At 38.8% G+C, this 18,172-nt stretch carries 8 protein-coding genes; 1 reads left to right on the top strand and 7 read right to left on the bottom strand.

From position 1 onward, the window contains the following. Positions 1-8,901 (bottom strand): two-partner secretion domain-containing protein (locus tag A9G47_RS02155; RefSeq protein WP_065642044.1); only part of this gene is annotated, 8,901 nt, incomplete at its 3' end. A 225-nt stretch (positions 8,902-9,126) separates the two neighbouring features. Continuing rightward, on the bottom strand, positions 9,127-9,348 hold the full coding sequence (locus A9G47_RS13825) for a hypothetical protein (RefSeq protein ID WP_141674783.1): 222 nt from the start codon (positions 9,346-9,348) through the stop codon (positions 9,127-9,129). 790 nt (positions 9,349-10,138) lie between these two features. Between A9G47_RS13825 and A9G47_RS02150 the strand changes: the two genes are divergently transcribed. Next, positions 10,139-11,536, top strand: coding sequence for an RtcB family protein (locus A9G47_RS02150; RefSeq protein WP_065642043.1), 1,398 nt, complete (start codon positions 10,139-10,141; stop codon positions 11,534-11,536). A 320-nt stretch (positions 11,537-11,856) separates the two neighbouring features. Here A9G47_RS02150 and A9G47_RS02145 read toward each other — a convergent pair whose 3' ends face one another. The 5 genes from A9G47_RS02145 to A9G47_RS02125 form a co-directional block, all read right to left on the bottom strand. Further along, complete coding sequence (locus A9G47_RS02145; RefSeq protein WP_065579815.1) at positions 11,857-12,855, bottom strand: peptide ABC transporter ATP-binding protein; 999 nt, start codon at positions 12,853-12,855, stop codon at positions 11,857-11,859. Further along, positions 12,845-13,822: a dipeptide ABC transporter ATP-binding protein gene (gene dppD, locus A9G47_RS02140; protein ID WP_065642042.1), complete on the bottom strand. Its 978-nt coding sequence runs from the start codon at positions 13,820-13,822 to the stop codon at positions 12,845-12,847. The genes A9G47_RS02145 and dppD overlap by 11 nt, the downstream gene beginning before the upstream one ends. A gap of 13 nt (positions 13,823-13,835) precedes the next feature. Continuing rightward, positions 13,836-14,759 (bottom strand): dipeptide ABC transporter permease DppC, encoded by a 924-nt coding sequence (gene dppC / locus A9G47_RS02135; protein ID WP_065579869.1) that lies wholly within the window; start codon positions 14,757-14,759, stop codon positions 13,836-13,838. 14 nt (positions 14,760-14,773) lie between these two features. After that, positions 14,774-15,790 carry a dipeptide ABC transporter permease DppB gene (dppB, locus tag A9G47_RS02130; RefSeq protein ID WP_065568220.1) on the bottom strand — a complete coding sequence of 339 codons (1,017 nt, stop codon included), beginning with the start codon at positions 15,788-15,790 and terminating at the stop codon, positions 14,774-14,776. A gap of 129 nt (positions 15,791-15,919) precedes the next feature. Further along, a complete protein-coding gene (locus A9G47_RS02125) occupies positions 15,920-17,533 on the bottom strand; it encodes an ABC transporter substrate-binding protein (RefSeq protein ID WP_065568292.1) in 1,614 nt (537 codons plus the stop codon). Between the last annotated feature and the right edge of the window lie 639 nt (positions 17,534-18,172).

The following is an 18,172-nucleotide window of genomic DNA, read 5'->3' as shown; positions in this document are numbered from 1 at the left end:
TGAGTCTATGCCTTTGCTGACATCTCCACCCATGGTGCCAAGGTTGTTTTTTGCATTTTTTACCACTGCATCGCTGACGGCATTATAATAATTTTGCTGGTAAAGCTCGTCGTAGCTTTTTGGGGTATAGCTTGGCTCTTGTTGAGCTTTAAGCTTTTCTTTTTTTAGCTGATCTGTGGTTTTTTCTTTTAGGCCTTTTTTAATTTCTTCGTCGTTGTCTATTTTGTTTTGTGCCTGTATTCGGTCATATTTGCCCATTATGCTTTTCGTCTGTTGGGCTATGTCTTTGATAAGCTCTACCGTTTCGATTTTGTCGAGCTCTTTTTGTTTGTCAAATATCGGTTTTAACGTGTGGTTCGCATGCTCCGTATCTCGGCTTAAATCATTAATATCCTGTTGTTGTTTGTCTTTGTTGCGGATGATGAGTTGACCTTGCTCTACCGCTGAGTGGGTGATGCTTGAGTCTTTTTCACTGTTTTGATATGCCGCTGGTGCACCTGCGCCACCCGTGCCGCCACTGACCGAGATATGGCTAACATTAAATTCCGCTTTGTTTTTGATGTCACTAAAGCTAATGGTGCCCGTATCAAGGCGGTTTTTGCTCGGGTCTTCGGCTTCCGAGGAGATGACCGCCCCTTTTAGGTCGGTGTTGTTGCCTACCTTGATGTCAAAGCCACCTTTGCCAGCAAAAATACCCGATTGGTCGGTGACACTTGCCCATTTGCTGTCGATGTCCGTACTTGATAATGAGCCGTTGGCACTAAAGCCACCAAAGCCAGCACTGCCACTGACCGAAGCACTGATTTTTTCGTAATCATAGTCGTCCGTATCTTGCAGTGATTGGATGTTTAAGTTGTTACCCACATCCATGTTGACCGTGTTGCCTTTTAATTGGCCGCCAATGATGTTAGTGTCGTTGCCCGTTTTGATGGTGAGCTTGTTTTTCGCATCAATCACGCTTTCTGTCCAAGCACTACCATCCGCATTTTCTCGCTCTCGGCTAAAGTTGGCATTGCCTTTAAAGCGTAAGCCACTTTCATCACCACCAAATTGAAGCTGGATACCAACCCCTCCTCCATAGCTTTTTTCATCACGGTCACTGTGCTGGGTGTTGACCGCACCAATCACATTTAAATCCCGATTCGCCGTGATGTTGATATTGTTCCCTGCGTTGATTTCACTGCCTTTAAGAGTGATGTCTCCGCCTTGTTTGTTGGCGTCACCCGTGGCGATAATGTCGATGTCTCGCCCTGCCGAGATGCTACTGCTGATGACGTTGTGTTGCGCTTGGTTGACTTCTCGCTCTGTGCGCTGAGTGCCTACCATGGCACTAACACCAATTGAAGCTTGGCTTTGACCTTGTTGGTTTTTGAGCTGGCTATCTTCTAGCGCTTCGACCGCTGTTAAAGCCGATTTGATGGATTGTAGGGCAAGGAGTTTGTCATTGCCTTGTTTCTTGGCTCGCTCTACGGCTTTGGCCGCTTCATACATATCTGCGGCCGTGCCCGTTAAGGCCACCGTTAAACCTGATTTTTCGTAGCTGTACTCTTCTTTATACGTCGTTTTGGCATCTAATGCTTCAATGTTGACGTTTTCACCTTGCAGTTTGATGTCACGCTGCGCAATGACTTCGCTGCCTTTGATGTTCACGTCTTTACCCGCTTGGATATTAACACTGCCATCCGTGCTACCCACCACACTACCCAAAAAGGCTTGTTCGTTATCGGTTTGTTTGAGGTTTTCTTTCTCTTTACCCACCGTAAAACCAATACCCCCACTGCCCATTAATCCCGATTTCTTGGTGACGGTTTTTTGCATGTGGTAGTAAGACTCTTCCGCCGCATCAATGGCAATATCTTTGCCTGCGTTAAGCGCGACATTATTGCTGCCAATCACTTCACTGCCCGTGACCTTAAGGTTATTACCCGCATTGATGTTGACCCTATCACCATAAATGCCACTGCCTTTTTGCGTGATATTATCGACTTCAATATCTTCGGTAATCGAACCTTTGTTAAGTATCCCTTTGGTTTTGCTTTTGTGATGTTCCGTTAATTGCAAGCGTTCTTGCTCGCTACCAATATCAATATCATGCTCTGCTAATAAATTTAAGCGCTTATTGCTCGATATCTGCGCCGATTTTGCCAAGATATCATTGCTAGCAATCAAATTGAGGTCGCCATCGGTTAAGATTTCACTCCCTACCACGTTGTCTATATCCACTTTGTGTGAGTGGTTTTTATTCCATACCGATGCTTGATGGCTTTCTGTCTTTAATGTCGTTAAATGGATATCGTGTCCCGCTATCATGTTGGTTGTGCCATCTTCACCCCCATTGACCACTAAAGCTGCACCCAGATTGATATCATGACCCGCTTTTAAGTAGATATCCCCCGCTTTAACGTTGAGACTTGAAACTTGGTCTATTACCGTATTTTTGCTTTTACTTGCGCCGTAATGCGTTTCGGTAGTAGCCGTGGTGCTGTTTAAGTTGATGTCGTTATTGGCCTGTAAAGACGCCAATTTGTCTGCACGTAATTTGCCACGGCTGTTTATGCTGTCTTTGGCTTGAATGATGAGGGTTCCTGCATCAATCAGGCCTTGGTTATTGACGTTATCCCCTAATAGCGCAACCCGTTTTTTCCCTAATATCGCCCCCGAGGATTCAATGTCATTTTCCGCGATTACCGTGACATTTTTTCCTGATAATAAGCCCCCTTCCGCCGTCAGCTGTGGTCTATTGACCAGATAAACTTGGGGTACTAATACTGACACCGCTTGCCCATCAACCATGACCGTTTTGCTTTCTAACCAGACTATATCGCTGGTGAGTTGTTTCATTTGCGCTGCTGAAAGTGCTACACCTACAGCTAAGCCATATTTTTTCGCAAAAACACTGCCTGCATTCATTAATGCCTTATATTGTTCTAGGTCGCTGGTATAATCACCCACATATCGATGCCCCGTTAAGGCTATAATTTGCTCTCGAATCAGCTGCTGCTCATAATAACCGTCACCTAACCGTTTTTGGATATTGTTCGGATCGACCTTTAAGCGGTTGAGCATGTAATCAGAGCTTAACCATTTTTTTCGGTCCGTGAAACGGCTGTCAGTTTCCACTAAATAATGACTTTGTGGCGCTTTATTTATTATCGATAAGCTGTTTTGCGGTAAGGTCAAATTAGGCTCAACAAGGATAATTGAATCACCATAATGCTGACTATCTTCACTGGTCACTTTTTGATTAGCGTCAATAACTGGGGTATCAAGCGCTGGTGTGTCAACGTTATCAGGTTGATAAATAGGTTGCATAATCGGTAAATCATTGACCTGATGTTCCGGTAAAATGCTGATTTTACCCTTTTCCTCACCTTGGTTAATGATGTCTTTCAGTGAGTTATTAAGGTGTTTGTCGTTTTTGACCTCGGCCTTAATCGGATCAACAATAATATCTATACTAACATTCGCCTCTTTACGTGGTTGTAAATCAACTTGGCTTTTATCCTCTTTACTGTGCGCTTTTATTTTGGCATGCTCAAGATCGATGGTGGTGACCGATTGGTCGTTATAGTCGCTCCATTTTGCTCTTTTTTTATATACGGCTTTACCTTTCTTAGTCTCTTTCTCGCGGTAATGGTAAATTTTATTACCCATATCAGTGACCGTGTGCTGGCCTTTTAATGAGTGATTATTGAGTGTGCCAGTCTCAATATTTAAGGCATTACCCGCAATAATTTTACTGTTATCATTTTCTAAATGGTCGGATTGTATATGCAAATCTTGACCAGAGATGATTTCTGCTGGTGCAGTATTTTTGATTTTAGTTTCATAAATATGCCTTGTGTAATCATATTTGTAATACTTATAAGTGGAATTAAAAGCGCCATTATTGGAATGCAAAACAGGGTATCGATGCCGCTCTTTAGGGCTAGTACGAATACTTACTTCATCGGGTTTAAATCGCCGAGCATCTCCGGTTGGTGAATATTCAATAAGATGTTGACTATCGACTAAGACCTCTTCGGTTTCAATATGGTCATTGATGTTGTTAATTTGCTTGACTTTTAATGCCATATCGTCAGTCGCTTCAATCCGTGCTGAGTGATTGTTTAAGGTTTCACCCTCAATATACATCTCTCCTAAGCTGAGTATCAGCGCATGATTGGTATTATTTACTGTGTTGGCATCCAATAAAAGCGTGTCCCTTGCTGCAATAGTTGGCGCAAGCGGGCTGGTTAAAGAAGGCGCTCGGTTGTTCACCTGATGAGCTCGGATATCAATCCCATTCCCATATAAGCGCGCGCCGTCCAGATTGTCAAAACGCTGCGATGCGTTTAGGTGAACGTCACCACCATCAATCAGTCCTTTATTTTCCAATATTTGCCCATTGGTGTTGATTTCCTCTGATTCGATAATGCCTTTTTCTGTATTTTTTATTTCGTCACTGTTAAGGGTGATGGCTTGACCCGATGAGATTTTTCCGTCATTGGTAATTTGGCTGGCGTTGATTGAAATAGCATTATTTGCCAGTAAGCTGTTTTTGTTATCAAATGCATTAGTTAAATTAAGCGCAATATTATGTTCAGCAAGGAGTTCACCATCACCACTGAGTTGATTTGCGGTAATGGTAATATCATTGGCTAATAAACGAGCTTGACTATTAGCTATGTCACCCGCTTGAAGATGTAATAACGTTTTCGCTACAATATCGGCTTGTTGATTTTTAAGCGATTGGGTTTTTAACTCAATTTTTCCAGCATTCAATTTGGCTTGATGATTATTGATTGAATCCGCTTCAATCAAAATCCCCTTATTGGCCTCTGTTATTGAGTATTGATTATCAATCGTGCCATGAGATTGTAATTGAATTTGTTGCATCGCAGTAAGCTTGGCATGATTATTGGTTAAATTATTCTCTGCATGTAGCCGAATATTACCCATGCTCAACAATTTCGCTTGTTGGTTATCAACGGTTTGCCCATCTAAGGTGATATCCCCTTTAGCTTGAATATCAGCAGACTGATTATTGATGTGATTCGCTTTGACCGTGAGGTTACTTTCTGCAACCCATTGTGCTTGGTGGTTATTGACCTCGTTGGCGGTTATTGCCAATTTCCCTTTACTGCTTAATTCAGAATCTTCATTATTTAAAGCATCTGCATGAATGATAATACCATCTCGCCCTGAGATTAGCATCGCATGTTGATTAGCTAGGTGGGCATTGACATCCATTTGCATACCTTGTTTGGCCTGTAAGGAGGCATGGCGATTGTCAAGGTTATTGGCATGAATCGAAATATATTTATCCGCTAACCCAAGGGCGTGCTGATTATTTATTTCGTTACTGTTTACGGTAATATTTTGTTTAGCCGATAAGGTGCTATCTTGGTTATTCGTTTTGTCGGCATCAATATGTATAGAGCCATTAGTAATTAACGTGGCGGATTGATTATTAAATTCGGTACTTTGGATGTCGATGCCTTTATCAGCATGAATATAGGCCGATTGATTGGCTAATTGTTTAGCGGTTAATGATAATTGGGTTCCCGATATTAAGGTTGCTTCGTTATTATTTAATTTATCGGCTTTGACGGCAATACCCTTATCGGCTTTGAATACAGATGAATGATTATCCATATCATCACTATCAATAATAATGGCATTTTGGCTAACCCATTTGACCGATGCGCTATTAAGCTTTTTGGCTTTTATGCGAATCTTATCGTCAGTTTTTAATATGGATGACTGACTATTAAGTTCATCTGCATTAAGCATAACTTCGTTACCGGCTGCCAATAAGTTATTTTGATTATTTATTTGCTTGGCAGCCATAGTGATTTTATTTTGTGTTCGAATATCAGCGTTTTGATTATCTAATTGCTCATCACCATTAAACCCAACATCGCCCGTCGCAACCATGGTGCTATGTCGATTATTAATCCTTTTTCCCTGCATAGTCAGGTCATGACCAGACTTGATTTTTGAACGTTGATTATCAATGCGCTGTGACTTAAGCTCCAGTTTGTCACCAGCAATGAGTGTCGCATCAGCATTGTCCAATTGGTCGGTAGCCGTTATAGATAAGGCTTTACCCGATTGCATGGCTAAATGACGATTATTAATCTTATTACCATCTATCTTTATCGATTGCTGGCTAATTATTTGTGCATGTTGGTTGTCAATATCGTGAGCCTGAATGTGAATAGCCGCTAATGCATTGACGAGGGTATTTTGGTTATTAACCTTGTTTGACAATAAGTCAATTGTTCCATAGCTCTGTAATTTGCTGTTATGATTATTTAAATACAGTGCGTTAAGGTAAATATTTTTATAGCTCGATATTGACGAATTTTGATTATTTATCGTTTGTGCATTTGCGGTAATATGACCTTCACTAATCCATTTCGCATTATTGTTGTCTAATTGTGAATTTGCTGTAACAGCTATGTCACCTTTAGCACTTAACGTTGCTGCATTTAATTTAACCGTGTTTGCTTCAAGGGTGGATTGTTTTTCACTCACGATTAACCCTTCAGTTGCATCAATGCCATCGGACGCTTTCAGGTTAATATCCCCTTTTGCTTTAACTTTTACTTTTTGTGCATCAATATGCGAACTTATCATATTGATATCATGATTACTGACCAATACCCCCTCATTAACCCATAGTTGCTCTGCGGTTATAGCAATGCGATCGCTTGCGCTGAGTTCGGCATGATAATTATTGATATTTTTACCTTGTAACGTTAAGGTCGAATTCGTTAGTAATAGTGCAGATTGATTGTCGAGCTCGGTTGCATAAATTGATAAATGACCATTGGATTTTAATTCTGCTGATTGGTTATTCACTTGCTGACCATCAATAGCCATATTATGCTGTGCAGTGAGCTTTGCGTGTTGATTAAAAAATTGCTTAGCTTTGATATTAATTGTGTCGTCTGAAATGAATGTCGAAGAATCATTATTAACTAGCTCACCGTGAATCGTGATAGTTCCTTTCGCACTAAAAGCCACTTTTTGGTTGTTAATTTGATTAGCATCAATTGTTAACGTGTCTTCTGTCAAGAATTTAGACTGTTGATTATCAAAAAGATGACTATCAATTGTTAAATATTTTTTGGATTGCAAGGTTGATTTGCGATTTTCCAATGTATTGGCTTTTATGTGCAAATAATCATGACTTACTAATAATGAGCCATTATTGGTGATATATTCCCCTTGAAGATTAATCGCGCCCTTCGCCAGCAAGGTACTATTATTGTTGTCAATAACTTGTTTGCCATTAAAATGAATTGCATTGCCGACATTGAGTTTTGTTTGTGCGTTATTTATTTTATTAGCATTCAATACCACATCTTTATCAGCCAGTATAATCGCTTGTTGGTTATCAATTACGTTTGCTTTAGCAAAATAGGTTGCATTAGTTTTAGCTTGTAAATAACGGCTATCAATCAAATTATTGGCATTTAAATTGATGCTTTCTTTGCTATTAATTTTAGCCGCATTGAGATTGATATTGTCAGCCGTCACCGCCAGCGATTTAGCTATATTTTGGCTGTTTGCAAGGTCAACATTGTCTTGCGCATTCACCACAATCTGTTGACCCGCTAAATTTTTGCCCGTTAATAAAACATCTTTAGCCTTGGCTGCAATATTGCCTTGTTTAGTCAACTGCCCTTGTTGGTCAATCCCCGCCGCAACGGTACTGCTTTTACCACTATTTATCGTTGAGGCTTTAAGCTCGACATTATTTTCAGCGATTAATGCCCCCTCATTAGCAATCGCTTTTTTGGCGTTTAATTGAAGGTTTTTTTTGCTGTAAATTTGTTTACTGTTACTAATAGTGTGTTGACTGCTTAGCTGAATATCACCTTTAGCTTGTAAGGTACCAGTATTGCTGATTTTCCCATCCGCACTGATTATAAGGTTACCAGCACTTGCCCCTAACTCGCCTGCATTATGTACCCCAACCCCTTTTTCTGTCCCGACTAGCTGGATTTTACCCGCATACATCCCCCCCAGTGCCGAAACATCCAAGCCAACTTCCGGTTTTGGGTTATCATCTTCACCTAACGGTGTTACCGTTTGTGCGTCAACGCTGACTTTATTACGCCCTGCCACCACATTTAAATCATTTGCCCATACCGCAGAATTTATCGATACCGTGCGAGCAATTAAATCCGTATAACTTTGCCCAGAACTGTCCAGACCTTTACCCGTTACCGCTATATGACCTTGCTCTACCTGATAACCGGTTAAATCCCCATTTTCAATTATCGGTTTACCCGTCGTTAATGTGCCTCGACTCGCATTAATAAAACCACAACCATTACAGGTGATCCCTGATGGGTTGGCTATAACCACTTGAGCCTTTTGTCCCGCAACTTCAACGACCCCATTTAATTGGCTTGGGTTACGTGAGTTGACTTCGTTTAAAATGATTTTGGCACTGCCACTGGCATTTAACAGTTCATTACCTTGTATATACCCCCCAATTTGAGTTTTGCTGGCTTTACTGCTGTTATTTAAAATTACACCTTGCTTTGAGACATCAAACTGTTGGTATTTGTTATGTGAAACGCCTTTATTATTCGGCGTTTGTATGTTGACCTGTGTGGTGCCGTTCGCCGTTGAAGTCACCTGCGGTTGATGATGTTTACTCGCTTGACGGTCCGGCACAATACTACTGCCATAAACTGGCGAACTGATACTGACAAAACCCAATGATACAGAAATAAGAAAGGTTATCGGACTTAAATTGGCAAAAAGTGATTTTAATGCGGTTAGGCTTGAAGTTGAGTTGCTTTTTTCACCACCTATCGGTGTCTTAGCAATATCAGCAACCACCATCTGCATGTTACGCTTTTTGTTAAAAATAACTCGATATAACTTCTTATTCATTGCTAATTCCTTATCCTTGATTTCTTGATTTTATTCGATATTGCCTCTGTAGTTCTAATACGGCATAGCTGACCGCGGTCTTGCCGTTTACTCATCAATAAGCTAATTACCTAACCTTCCAAGCAGCCACGCTCTACCTGTTATGTCAGTCTCTTTAATGGAATAAACCACGGTAATTGGTCTCGCTCCATTAACGCTACATGATCAATGTTAAAACAAGGTGCTTCAGTCGGAAAATCTATCCCTTTTGTGGTAACGTTCGGGGGGTAATAAACGAATAGCGGGGGCGGTAGAACTAAGCCAATCTTGTCGTGCTTTTTGTCGTTCTTGCTGGTGAGGCAACTGCTGATCGCCCCGTGCCTGTATTGGGTGAACTTCAGCCAATACAGGGGTAAAGGGTAAGATCACAAAGACTAAACTTACTAGATATTTTATAGAAACTTTCATCGGAAAACTTATTATCGTATCAATTTTATTCAAATGCTAGACAAAATTTGATCAGGATATTAAACAGCATTAGGCTCAATGTCCATATAAAATATTATTAAATAATATCTTTTTATATTATTTTTAAAGATATTTTTATTGCTTATGCAAGTTTACCTATTTTGGTTTTTATTGTAATTTTCTTGGATTAAAACATGAGGTGCAATTTTAAACTCGGTGAAGTGAAGACAATAGAAAGGTGATTTATACTCGCTACTTCGCACCACCACAGTTTAACGACTGCGATGCATTATAACCACTTTTCTAGGAAGGTATGATACCCGATTTTCGTATTATTCCAAGTTGGAAAAAATAAAAAAAGGTAGTTCAACGACTCAATAGATATCCTTCGACAATAGATTGTGAGATAACATAATCAAGCCTATCAAGCACATGATTCGTTAAATCGATATGGTTTAACTAATTGTTGTGATTATATTGAATCTTTTTTACACCAAATAGATAATAGGTAAACTAAAATTAGTTACTTTTTCTGTTAATACTATGATATAAGAAGAAAAACTTTTCGGCCTCGACTAAAGACGTATGTTATTACTTAATTATATTGGCTTTACTAAGTCAAAAAGATGTTGTTTAATTTGCAAAAAAAATTAATAATTACTGACAACTTTACAATTTGTTATTTTTTGTATAGAATAAATGCGCTTTCCTGAATCGTGCTGCTGCAGGAAAACAGTAATTATCTTCTCAACAGAGGAGACCGTTTTTTATTGTTTTCTAGGTGGCAATGATGTCTACATTTACCCGTTTACAAAAACGTTTATCCCGACTAGGGATTGAAAGTCATTTTTATAATGATATTTATACTTTTAATCAACAAAATACGACCGCTCAAGTTTTATTACCGCAGGCTTTACCTTTAGAAGAAAAAGCTGTCAAGCAGTTACTGGATTTTGCATCGGTCAAGGTACCTAATAGCTTAGGACACGTGTGTGCCGCTCGAGCTACTCCCGATTTTCACCCAGGTGCAATTGCGCCAGTGGGCAGTATTGTGGCAACAACGGAAGATTTAATTATTCCAGCAGCTATTGGCACTGATATTAACTGTGGTATGCGCCTTTTAACAACAGGCTTAAGCTATGATCAAGTGCATGACCAAAAATCAGCAATTATTGCGCAACTAAAACGTGTATTACTGCAAGATGAGCGAGATGTTCCTGTTACACCACAATCTTTTCAAGCGTTGTTTGATCAAGGAATCGCAGAATGGATTGCAGCATTACCACAACAAGGTTTGTGGCAAGAGGTTAATGTTAAGCGATTACTTGCCGAAATTAATCAAATATCAGGACAGTCGTTAATCACTGCCGATAGCAAATACGCGCCAGAGGCCTTTTTTGAGTCACGCAGTATTATCCGCCCAGCAAGCTTAGGTACCGTTGGTTCAGGTAACCATTTTGTTGAGTTACAAATTGTTGATGAAATCCTTGATCGACACTTAGCTTATCAAATGGGGCTAAAGAAAGATGCTGTTGTGATAATGATTCATACTGGTTCACGGGATGTGGGATTTTATATTGGCAAGCGTTGGCAAGATAAAGCCAAAGAATTATGGCCAGTAAACGAAAAATATCCAACATCAGGATTATTTGGTTTGGCCGATGATAATGCTGAAAATTACTTACAAGCTATGGGCGTTGCTGCACGTTATGCTTGGATCAATCGAATTGTTATCACTGAATTGATACGTAAAGAATTCATGGCGATTTTTAAACACGATAATAGCCAGTTAATCGTGGATATTTCGCATAATATTATTTTACCTGAGCATGGCATGAATATTCACCGCAAAGGGGCAACGCCGGCTAACCAAGGGGAAATCGTATTAATTCCTGGCTCGATGGGCGATTACTCTTATGTGGTGGTTGGCAAAGGGAACTCAGATTGGTTATGGTCTTGCTCGCATGGTGCGGGTAGAGCTGAAAGACGGCAATCAATGCGTAGCAAAAAAGTGGTGTCTGATAAAGTTAATTTGCCATGGCAATGTGTTACCTTAAAAGAGGAACGTCTACGTGAAGAAGCTCCTGCGGCCTATAAACCGATTACGCCTGTAATCGAATCGCAAGAAAATGCTGATCTAATTCAGTCTGTGGTAAAACTTAAACCTTGGATCACGTTTAAAGCGTGATTAAGCAAACAGCCCAAGCTTTGTTAGTTTGGGCTGTTTTTATAATCAATTGCTATTTTTTAATTTTTACTATTGTATTATGTTTATGTTGCCGTATCACTAGGTATTGAGTGTGGAATAAATTGCGTAGTAAAAAGTTTTAAAGATTGAGCTTGTTTTACTCATCCAGCTCTCAGCATTATTACTTAATAAGTTTGAGGCAATATTTTTTAATCGATTTGGCATTCACATATAACAATCGGCAATTTCTATGTAAGTAAGAAAAATACAATAAGTAGGTTTATTATAGAATTTAGTGACAGAATTAACTGTCACTTTTATTATCCATTATTATTTTTTTCCTCTATACAGAAACAAGCAATTTTATGTTCGTTATAATTAATAAGTTGCGGTTGTTCAATTGTGCAACGTGGAAATGCTAAACGGCACCGAGCATTAAAAGCACAACCCAAAGGAGGATTAAGAGGACTTGGTAATTCCCCTTCTAATTTGATTCTATCTCGTCTAAGATCTGGATTTAATCTTGGTGTTGCTGATAATAGCGCTTGAGTGTATGGATGTTCAGGGTTACGATAGATTTCATCTTTCCGCCCTTGTTCAACGCAGCGCCCTAAATACATCACCATGACGTCATCAGCAATATGTTCAACAACCGAAAGGTCATGAGAAATAAAAACATAAGATAAACCTAGATCTTGCTGTAGATCCATCATCAGATTTAGCACTTGTGCACGCACAGAAACATCTAGTGCTGAAACGGGCTCATCAGCAACCACTATTTCAGGATCAAGCATTAAACCTCTTGCGATAGCAATGCGTTGACGTTGTCCCCCTGAAAACATATGTGGATAACGATTATAAAACTCTTCTTTTAACCCAACTTTTTTCATCATTGATAGTACTTTTGCTTTACGATCATTTGCTGTTAAATCGGTATTGATAATTAGCGGTTCTTCTAATATGGAACCGATTTTCTTGCGTGGATTGAGTGATGAGTATGGATTTTGGAAAACAATTTGGATCTTTTGGCGACGCAATTTTTTAGCTTGCAGATCATCATCCAATAGATTCTGATCTTTAAAATAAAGTTCTCCTGATGTGGGTTTTTCGATCATGGTCAATAATCTTGCTAATGAGGATTTACCACAACCCGATTCACCAACAATCGCCAGTGTTTTGGCTTTACCTAATGTGAAAGATACTCCATCAACAGCTTTAACTTGTTTAGCTTCAGAAAAGAGCCCCGTTTTAACATGATAATATTTTGTCAAGTTTCGAGCATCAAGCAGTAATTCTTTATTTTCCATATTATTGTTCATATTGTGGTAGTCCTTCGCTTGATAATGGATAATGGCATTTTACTTTTCTAGTTGTAGAATAACTCATTAATGCAGGTTCTTCGGTATAACAGCGTTCAGTAGCATAAGGGCAACGCGGATTGAGTAAACAGCCCGTTGGCCGATCATATTTTCCTGGTACGACACCCGATAACGATGCTAATCGTTCTTTGTCTTGCGTAAATTCTGGCAGCGAGCGTAATAATGCTTGTGTGTAAGGATGTAATGGTTTTTTAAAGATGATTTCAGCATCACCTATTTCAACAACTTGCCCAGCATACATCACAATAATTTTTTGTGCCGCTTCAGAAACTAACGCTAAGTCATGCGTAATAAGAACTAATGCCATGTTATTTTTGCGTTGCAATTCTAGCAATAACTCGATAATTTGCCCTTGAATTGTAACATCAAGCGCAGTTGTTGGTTCATCAGCAATTAAGAGCTTTGGGTTACATGCAATGGCTATTGCGATCATGACGCGTTGGCTCATTCCACCAGATAACTGATGCGGATAAACATTTAATCGATTTTCCGCATCAGCAATACCCACTAATTTAAGCAGTTCAATCGCTCTTGCTTTGAGTGCCTTTTTACTGCCACCTTGGTGAATTTTTAATGTTTCAATGATTTGGTAGCCTATGGTAAAACATGGGTTTAAGCTTGTCATCGGATCTTGAAAGATCATTGCCACATCTGCACCCACAATTTTACGACGCATTTTGGTTGAGATCTGTTGCAGGTCTTTACCATCAAAATGTAATGCATTGGCATTGACTTTACCCGGTAAATCAATTAGCCCCATTATGGCGAGTGAACTCACTGACTTGCCTGAGCCTGATTCACCCACAATACCAACAACTTGTCCTTGTTCAACGTCATAACTAATGTGGTCTACCGCTTTAAATCCACCAAATTGAACAGATAATTCTTTTACTTCTAATAGTGCCATGACTGTATCTCCATTACTGCTTCAATTTAGGATCAAGTGCGTCTCGCAAACCATCTCCCATTAAGTTGAAAGCTAACACTGTCATTAAAATTACTAAGCCCGGAAAGGTAACTACCCACCATGCAGATTGTGCAAATTGCAATACGTCAGCAAGCATTGTTCCCCATTCTGGGATCGGTGGCTGTGCCCCCATTCCTAAAAAACCTAATGCCGCCATATCTAAAATCGCATTTGAAAATCCTAATGAAGCTTGCACAATTAATGGTGCTAAACAGTTTGGCAGAATATTTATAAACATCTGCCGTAAAGCACCTGCCCCAGCAACTCGGGAAGCAATCACATAGTCTTTATTAATTTCAGCAATCGCCGCTCCGCGGGTTAGGCGGATATAATGAGGTAATGCAACAAAAGCTAATGCGATTGAGGCATTCACAATCGATGGACCAAATATCGCGACTAAAACAAGTGCAAGCAGTAAACTGGGTAAAGCAAGCATGATATCGACAGCACGCATAATGATGTTGTCTAAAAAACCACCTACATAACCCGCAATCAATCCCACTGAAATTCCTAAAATCAATGAGATGATGACGACTAAGCAACCAACTAATAAAGATAAACGGGCACCATAAATGAGCCTCGATAAGATATCTCTCCCCACATCATCTGTCCCTAATATAAATTGCCAGCTACCATCTTTCATCCAAACAGGTGGTGCTAATAAAGCATCTCTAAATTGTTCAGAAGGAGAATGTGGTGCAACTAAATTAGCAAAAACAGCAAGTAAAACAACAATAATAATAAAGGCTAATCCAACGACAGCACCTTTATTTTTTGAAAAATAAAACCAGAATTCACGCATAGGCGTTAATGGCTTAGGTTCAACCAAACTGATGTCTTTCGTATTGGTTGATTCAGTAATAACCTGTTTATTCATTTGTAAACACACTCTTATTTATGCCTAATACGCGGATTGATAACGCTGTACAACATATCAACTAATAAATTCACCAAAATAATCATGACCGCAACAAGTAAAACACCACTTTGTACTACGGGGTAATCTCGACGTTGTAGCGCTTCAATTAACCAACGACCAATTCCTGGCCATGAAAAGACTGTTTCGGTCAGTATTGCACCAGCAAGCATTGTACCAACTTGTAAACCGATGACAGTCATCACAGGGATCATCGCATTGCGTAATGCATGAATAAGGATGATTCGTATTCGACTAACGCCTTTAGCTCGTGCTGTTCGAATATAATCCTCACTCAACACTTCTAACATAGAAGAACGGGTCATGCGGACAATAACCGCTAATGGAATGGTACCTAATACAATGGTAGGTAAAATTAAGTGAGTAACTGCGTCTATAAAATCTTCTTCTTCACCCCATAATAAAGTATCAACTAACATAAATCCGGTTAAAGGTTTACTTTCATCTAAGAAAAGCATATCACTAACACGACCTGATACTGGCGTTAAATTTAAATGCACAGAAACTAACGTAATGAGCATCATTCCCCACCAAAAAATTGGCATGGAATAACCCGTTAAAGACAACCCGATAGCTGTGTGATCAAATATTGATCCGCGTTTTACTGCTGCAAGCACGCCAATTGGAATCCCAAAACTAATTGCAAACAACATCGCGCAAAATCCAAGCTCAAAAGTTGCTTTAAATCGGGGTACAAATTCATCCCATACTGGGATTTGGCTTTTAAAAGAGATGCCTAAATCGCCATGAAACATACCTATAATGTATTGAAAATATTGCTCATACAGTGGCTTGTCTAAACCAAATTGTGTTATTAGTTCAGCATGGCGTTCTGGTGTTAAACCTCGCTCTCCTGCAAGTATTGTAATCGGATCGCCAGGAATAAGGTGAACGAAAATAAAAGTCAGCAGTGTAATGCTGATAAAAGTCGGGATAAGTACACCTAACCGTTTTAAAATAAATTGAAACATGTAGTGGCTCTTAAATATTGCTTCTAAACTATCGTTTATAAAATAGATAATTTTATATAAATATATTTATAGTACTCAATCAAACCTAATGTAGCGATTAACCACCTATGTGGTTAATCGCAAGGAATGTTATTTTTCAAGCGTAACTTGGTTAAAATTATGTAATGCTAAAGGAGCCATAATATAACCTTTAACCTCTTTACGTATCGGTAGATAAATCATTGAATGAGCAATCATTAGTGCAGGCGCTTGGTTATGCATCTCAACTTGTGCTTGTTTGTAAAGCTCAACCCTTTTTTCATGATTAGACTCAACGCGAGCTTGCTGTAATAAATCATCAAATGGTTTATAACACCAGTGTGAATAGTTTGGGCCTGCTTTAACCGCATCACAACTCATTAAAACAGAATAAAAGTTATCAGGGTCACCATTATCTCCCGACCATCCCATTAGTACTGCATCATGTTCGCCATCCCGAATACGAGATAAATATTCTCCCCATTCATAACTCACAATTTTAGCTGTTACACCAATTTTAGCCCAATCGGCTTGAATCATTTCAGCCATACGGCGTGCATTAGGGTTATATGGACGCTGCACAGGCATTGCCCATAAATTGATAGTAAACCCTTTCTCTAATCCCGCTGATTTTAATAACTCTTTTGCTTGTTCTGGATCATAAGGATAATCTTTTACTTCATCGTTATAACCCCACATTGATGGTGGAATAAAGTTTTTAGCGGGTTTTGCCGCACCCTGAAAAACAGCTTTTATAATCGCATCTTTGTTCACGGCCATATTTAATGCTTGACGAACTTGTAAGTTATCAAGTGGTGGCTTATCCATATTATAGGCTAAATAACCAATATTAACTCCAGCCATTTCTTTAACAACAATATTCTTGTCAGATTTCATTCGTTCAATATCAGCTACATTTGGATATGGCATCGCATGACATTCTCCTTTTTGTAACTTGGCATAACGAATTGCTGGATCTGGTGTAATTGAAAACACTAAACGATCAAGCTGGGCTTTAGGTCCAAAATAATCGGGATTGGCTTTATAAAGAATTCTTGAATCTTTTTGGTATTGAACAAAAGTAAACGGTCCTGTGCCAATGGGGACTAAATCAACTTTTTCGGGTGTGCCATTTTTAAGCATAGCATCGGCATATTCAGCTGATAAAATGGAAGCAAATGACATTGCTAAATCAGCTAAGAAAGGGGCTTCTGGATGGTTTAATTCAAATACAACAGTATGGTCATCAATCTTTTTAATTTCTTTGATTAAATCTGGGAACCCCATGCTTTCAAAGTATTCATATTGTCCACCAGAAACTTTGTGATAAGGATGATTTTTATCTTTCTGTCGCATAAATGTAAAAATAACATCATCAGCATTTAAGTTTCGTGTTGGTTTGAATTCTTTATTACTATGCCACTTAACATCATCGCGTAGATGGAAAGTATAAGTCAAACCATCTTGGCTGATATCCCAAGATTTTGCTAAAGCAGGTTGGATTTCGGTAGTGCCTAATTTAAACTCCACCAAACGGTTAAAAACAGGCACTGCACTAGCATCCATTGAAATACCACTTGTCACTAACTGCGGACTAAATGTTTCAGGTGAAGCCTCTGCACAATAAACTAACGTTCCTGCAGCATGAAGTTGTGCGCTAGCAAGCATCGTTATTAGCCCCGCGCCCAATAAAAATTTACGTTTATATTTCCTTTGATTACTCATAAAACCACCCCAATTATTTAACTGTAAACCTATTTTGTAATAATTAAATAGAGTTAAGATCATTGTATTTCTAATATTTTTTAAATACAGATTTAGTAAAACACGCTAATTTTTATTTTTACATCAATTAGCTTTTACTTTGTTTAAATACATATTTTTGCTATCCATTGCACTAATGTAGTGCAAAATGCACCATAATTAAAATTACGATATTGCCTAGGAATTTACAATATCATTCCATTTTTGATTGAAAATAATTTCTAACACAAGCATAACGGTAGTTCAATACTGTGTAACCGATATAAAATGCAAAAATCGTGCCATTTTCAATTCATATTAAAGGTATTACTAAAAAAGAACATATAAATAGATTCTTTGATTTGTTCTAAATTTATTATAGAGCTTGTGAATTAATAATTGATTTTTATAGAATGTATTATAATTATTGTAAATAAAATAATCATTAAATTAATCATGTAAAATTAACTTATTACTTGATTTAACTTAATTTCAATTGAACACAGTTTAGCGGTAAAACAAGGTGAAAGGCTTATCTGAAAAGTATTTAGACATAAAAAAATACTAGACGCAGGTCTTAGAATTTGGTGATTGGCGCCTGGACGCGGAATCAAAGATGTG

The sequence above is a fragment of the Gilliamella sp. WF3-4 genome, from assembly GCF_001690275.1.
GTDB lineage: Bacteria > Pseudomonadota > Gammaproteobacteria > Enterobacterales > Orbaceae > Gilliamella > Gilliamella apicola_C.
The sequence above is the reverse complement of the archived record's forward strand: the minus strand, read 5'-3'. Positions and strand labels throughout refer to the sequence as shown.

Bases quoted from the DNA above. Each gene is read 5' to 3' on its own strand.
- A9G47_RS13825 (WP_141674783.1), bottom strand. From the start codon at position 9,348: ATGAAAGTTTCTATAAAATATCTAGTAAGTTTAGTCTTTGTGATCTTA.
- A9G47_RS02150 (WP_065642043.1), top strand. From the start codon at position 10,139: ATGTCTACATTTACCCGTTTACAAAAACGTTTATCCCGACTAGGGATT.
- A9G47_RS02145 (WP_065579815.1), bottom strand. From the start codon at position 12,855: ATGAACAATAATATGGAAAATAAAGAATTACTGCTTGATGCTCGAAAC.
- dppD (WP_065642042.1), bottom strand. From the start codon at position 13,822: ATGGCACTATTAGAAGTAAAAGAATTATCTGTTCAATTTGGTGGATTT.
- dppC (WP_065579869.1), bottom strand. From the start codon at position 14,759: ATGAATAAACAGGTTATTACTGAATCAACCAATACGAAAGACATCAGT.
- dppB (WP_065568220.1), bottom strand. From the start codon at position 15,790: ATGTTTCAATTTATTTTAAAACGGTTAGGTGTACTTATCCCGACTTTT.
- A9G47_RS02125 (WP_065568292.1), bottom strand. From the start codon at position 17,533: ATGAGTAATCAAAGGAAATATAAACGTAAATTTTTATTGGGCGCGGGG.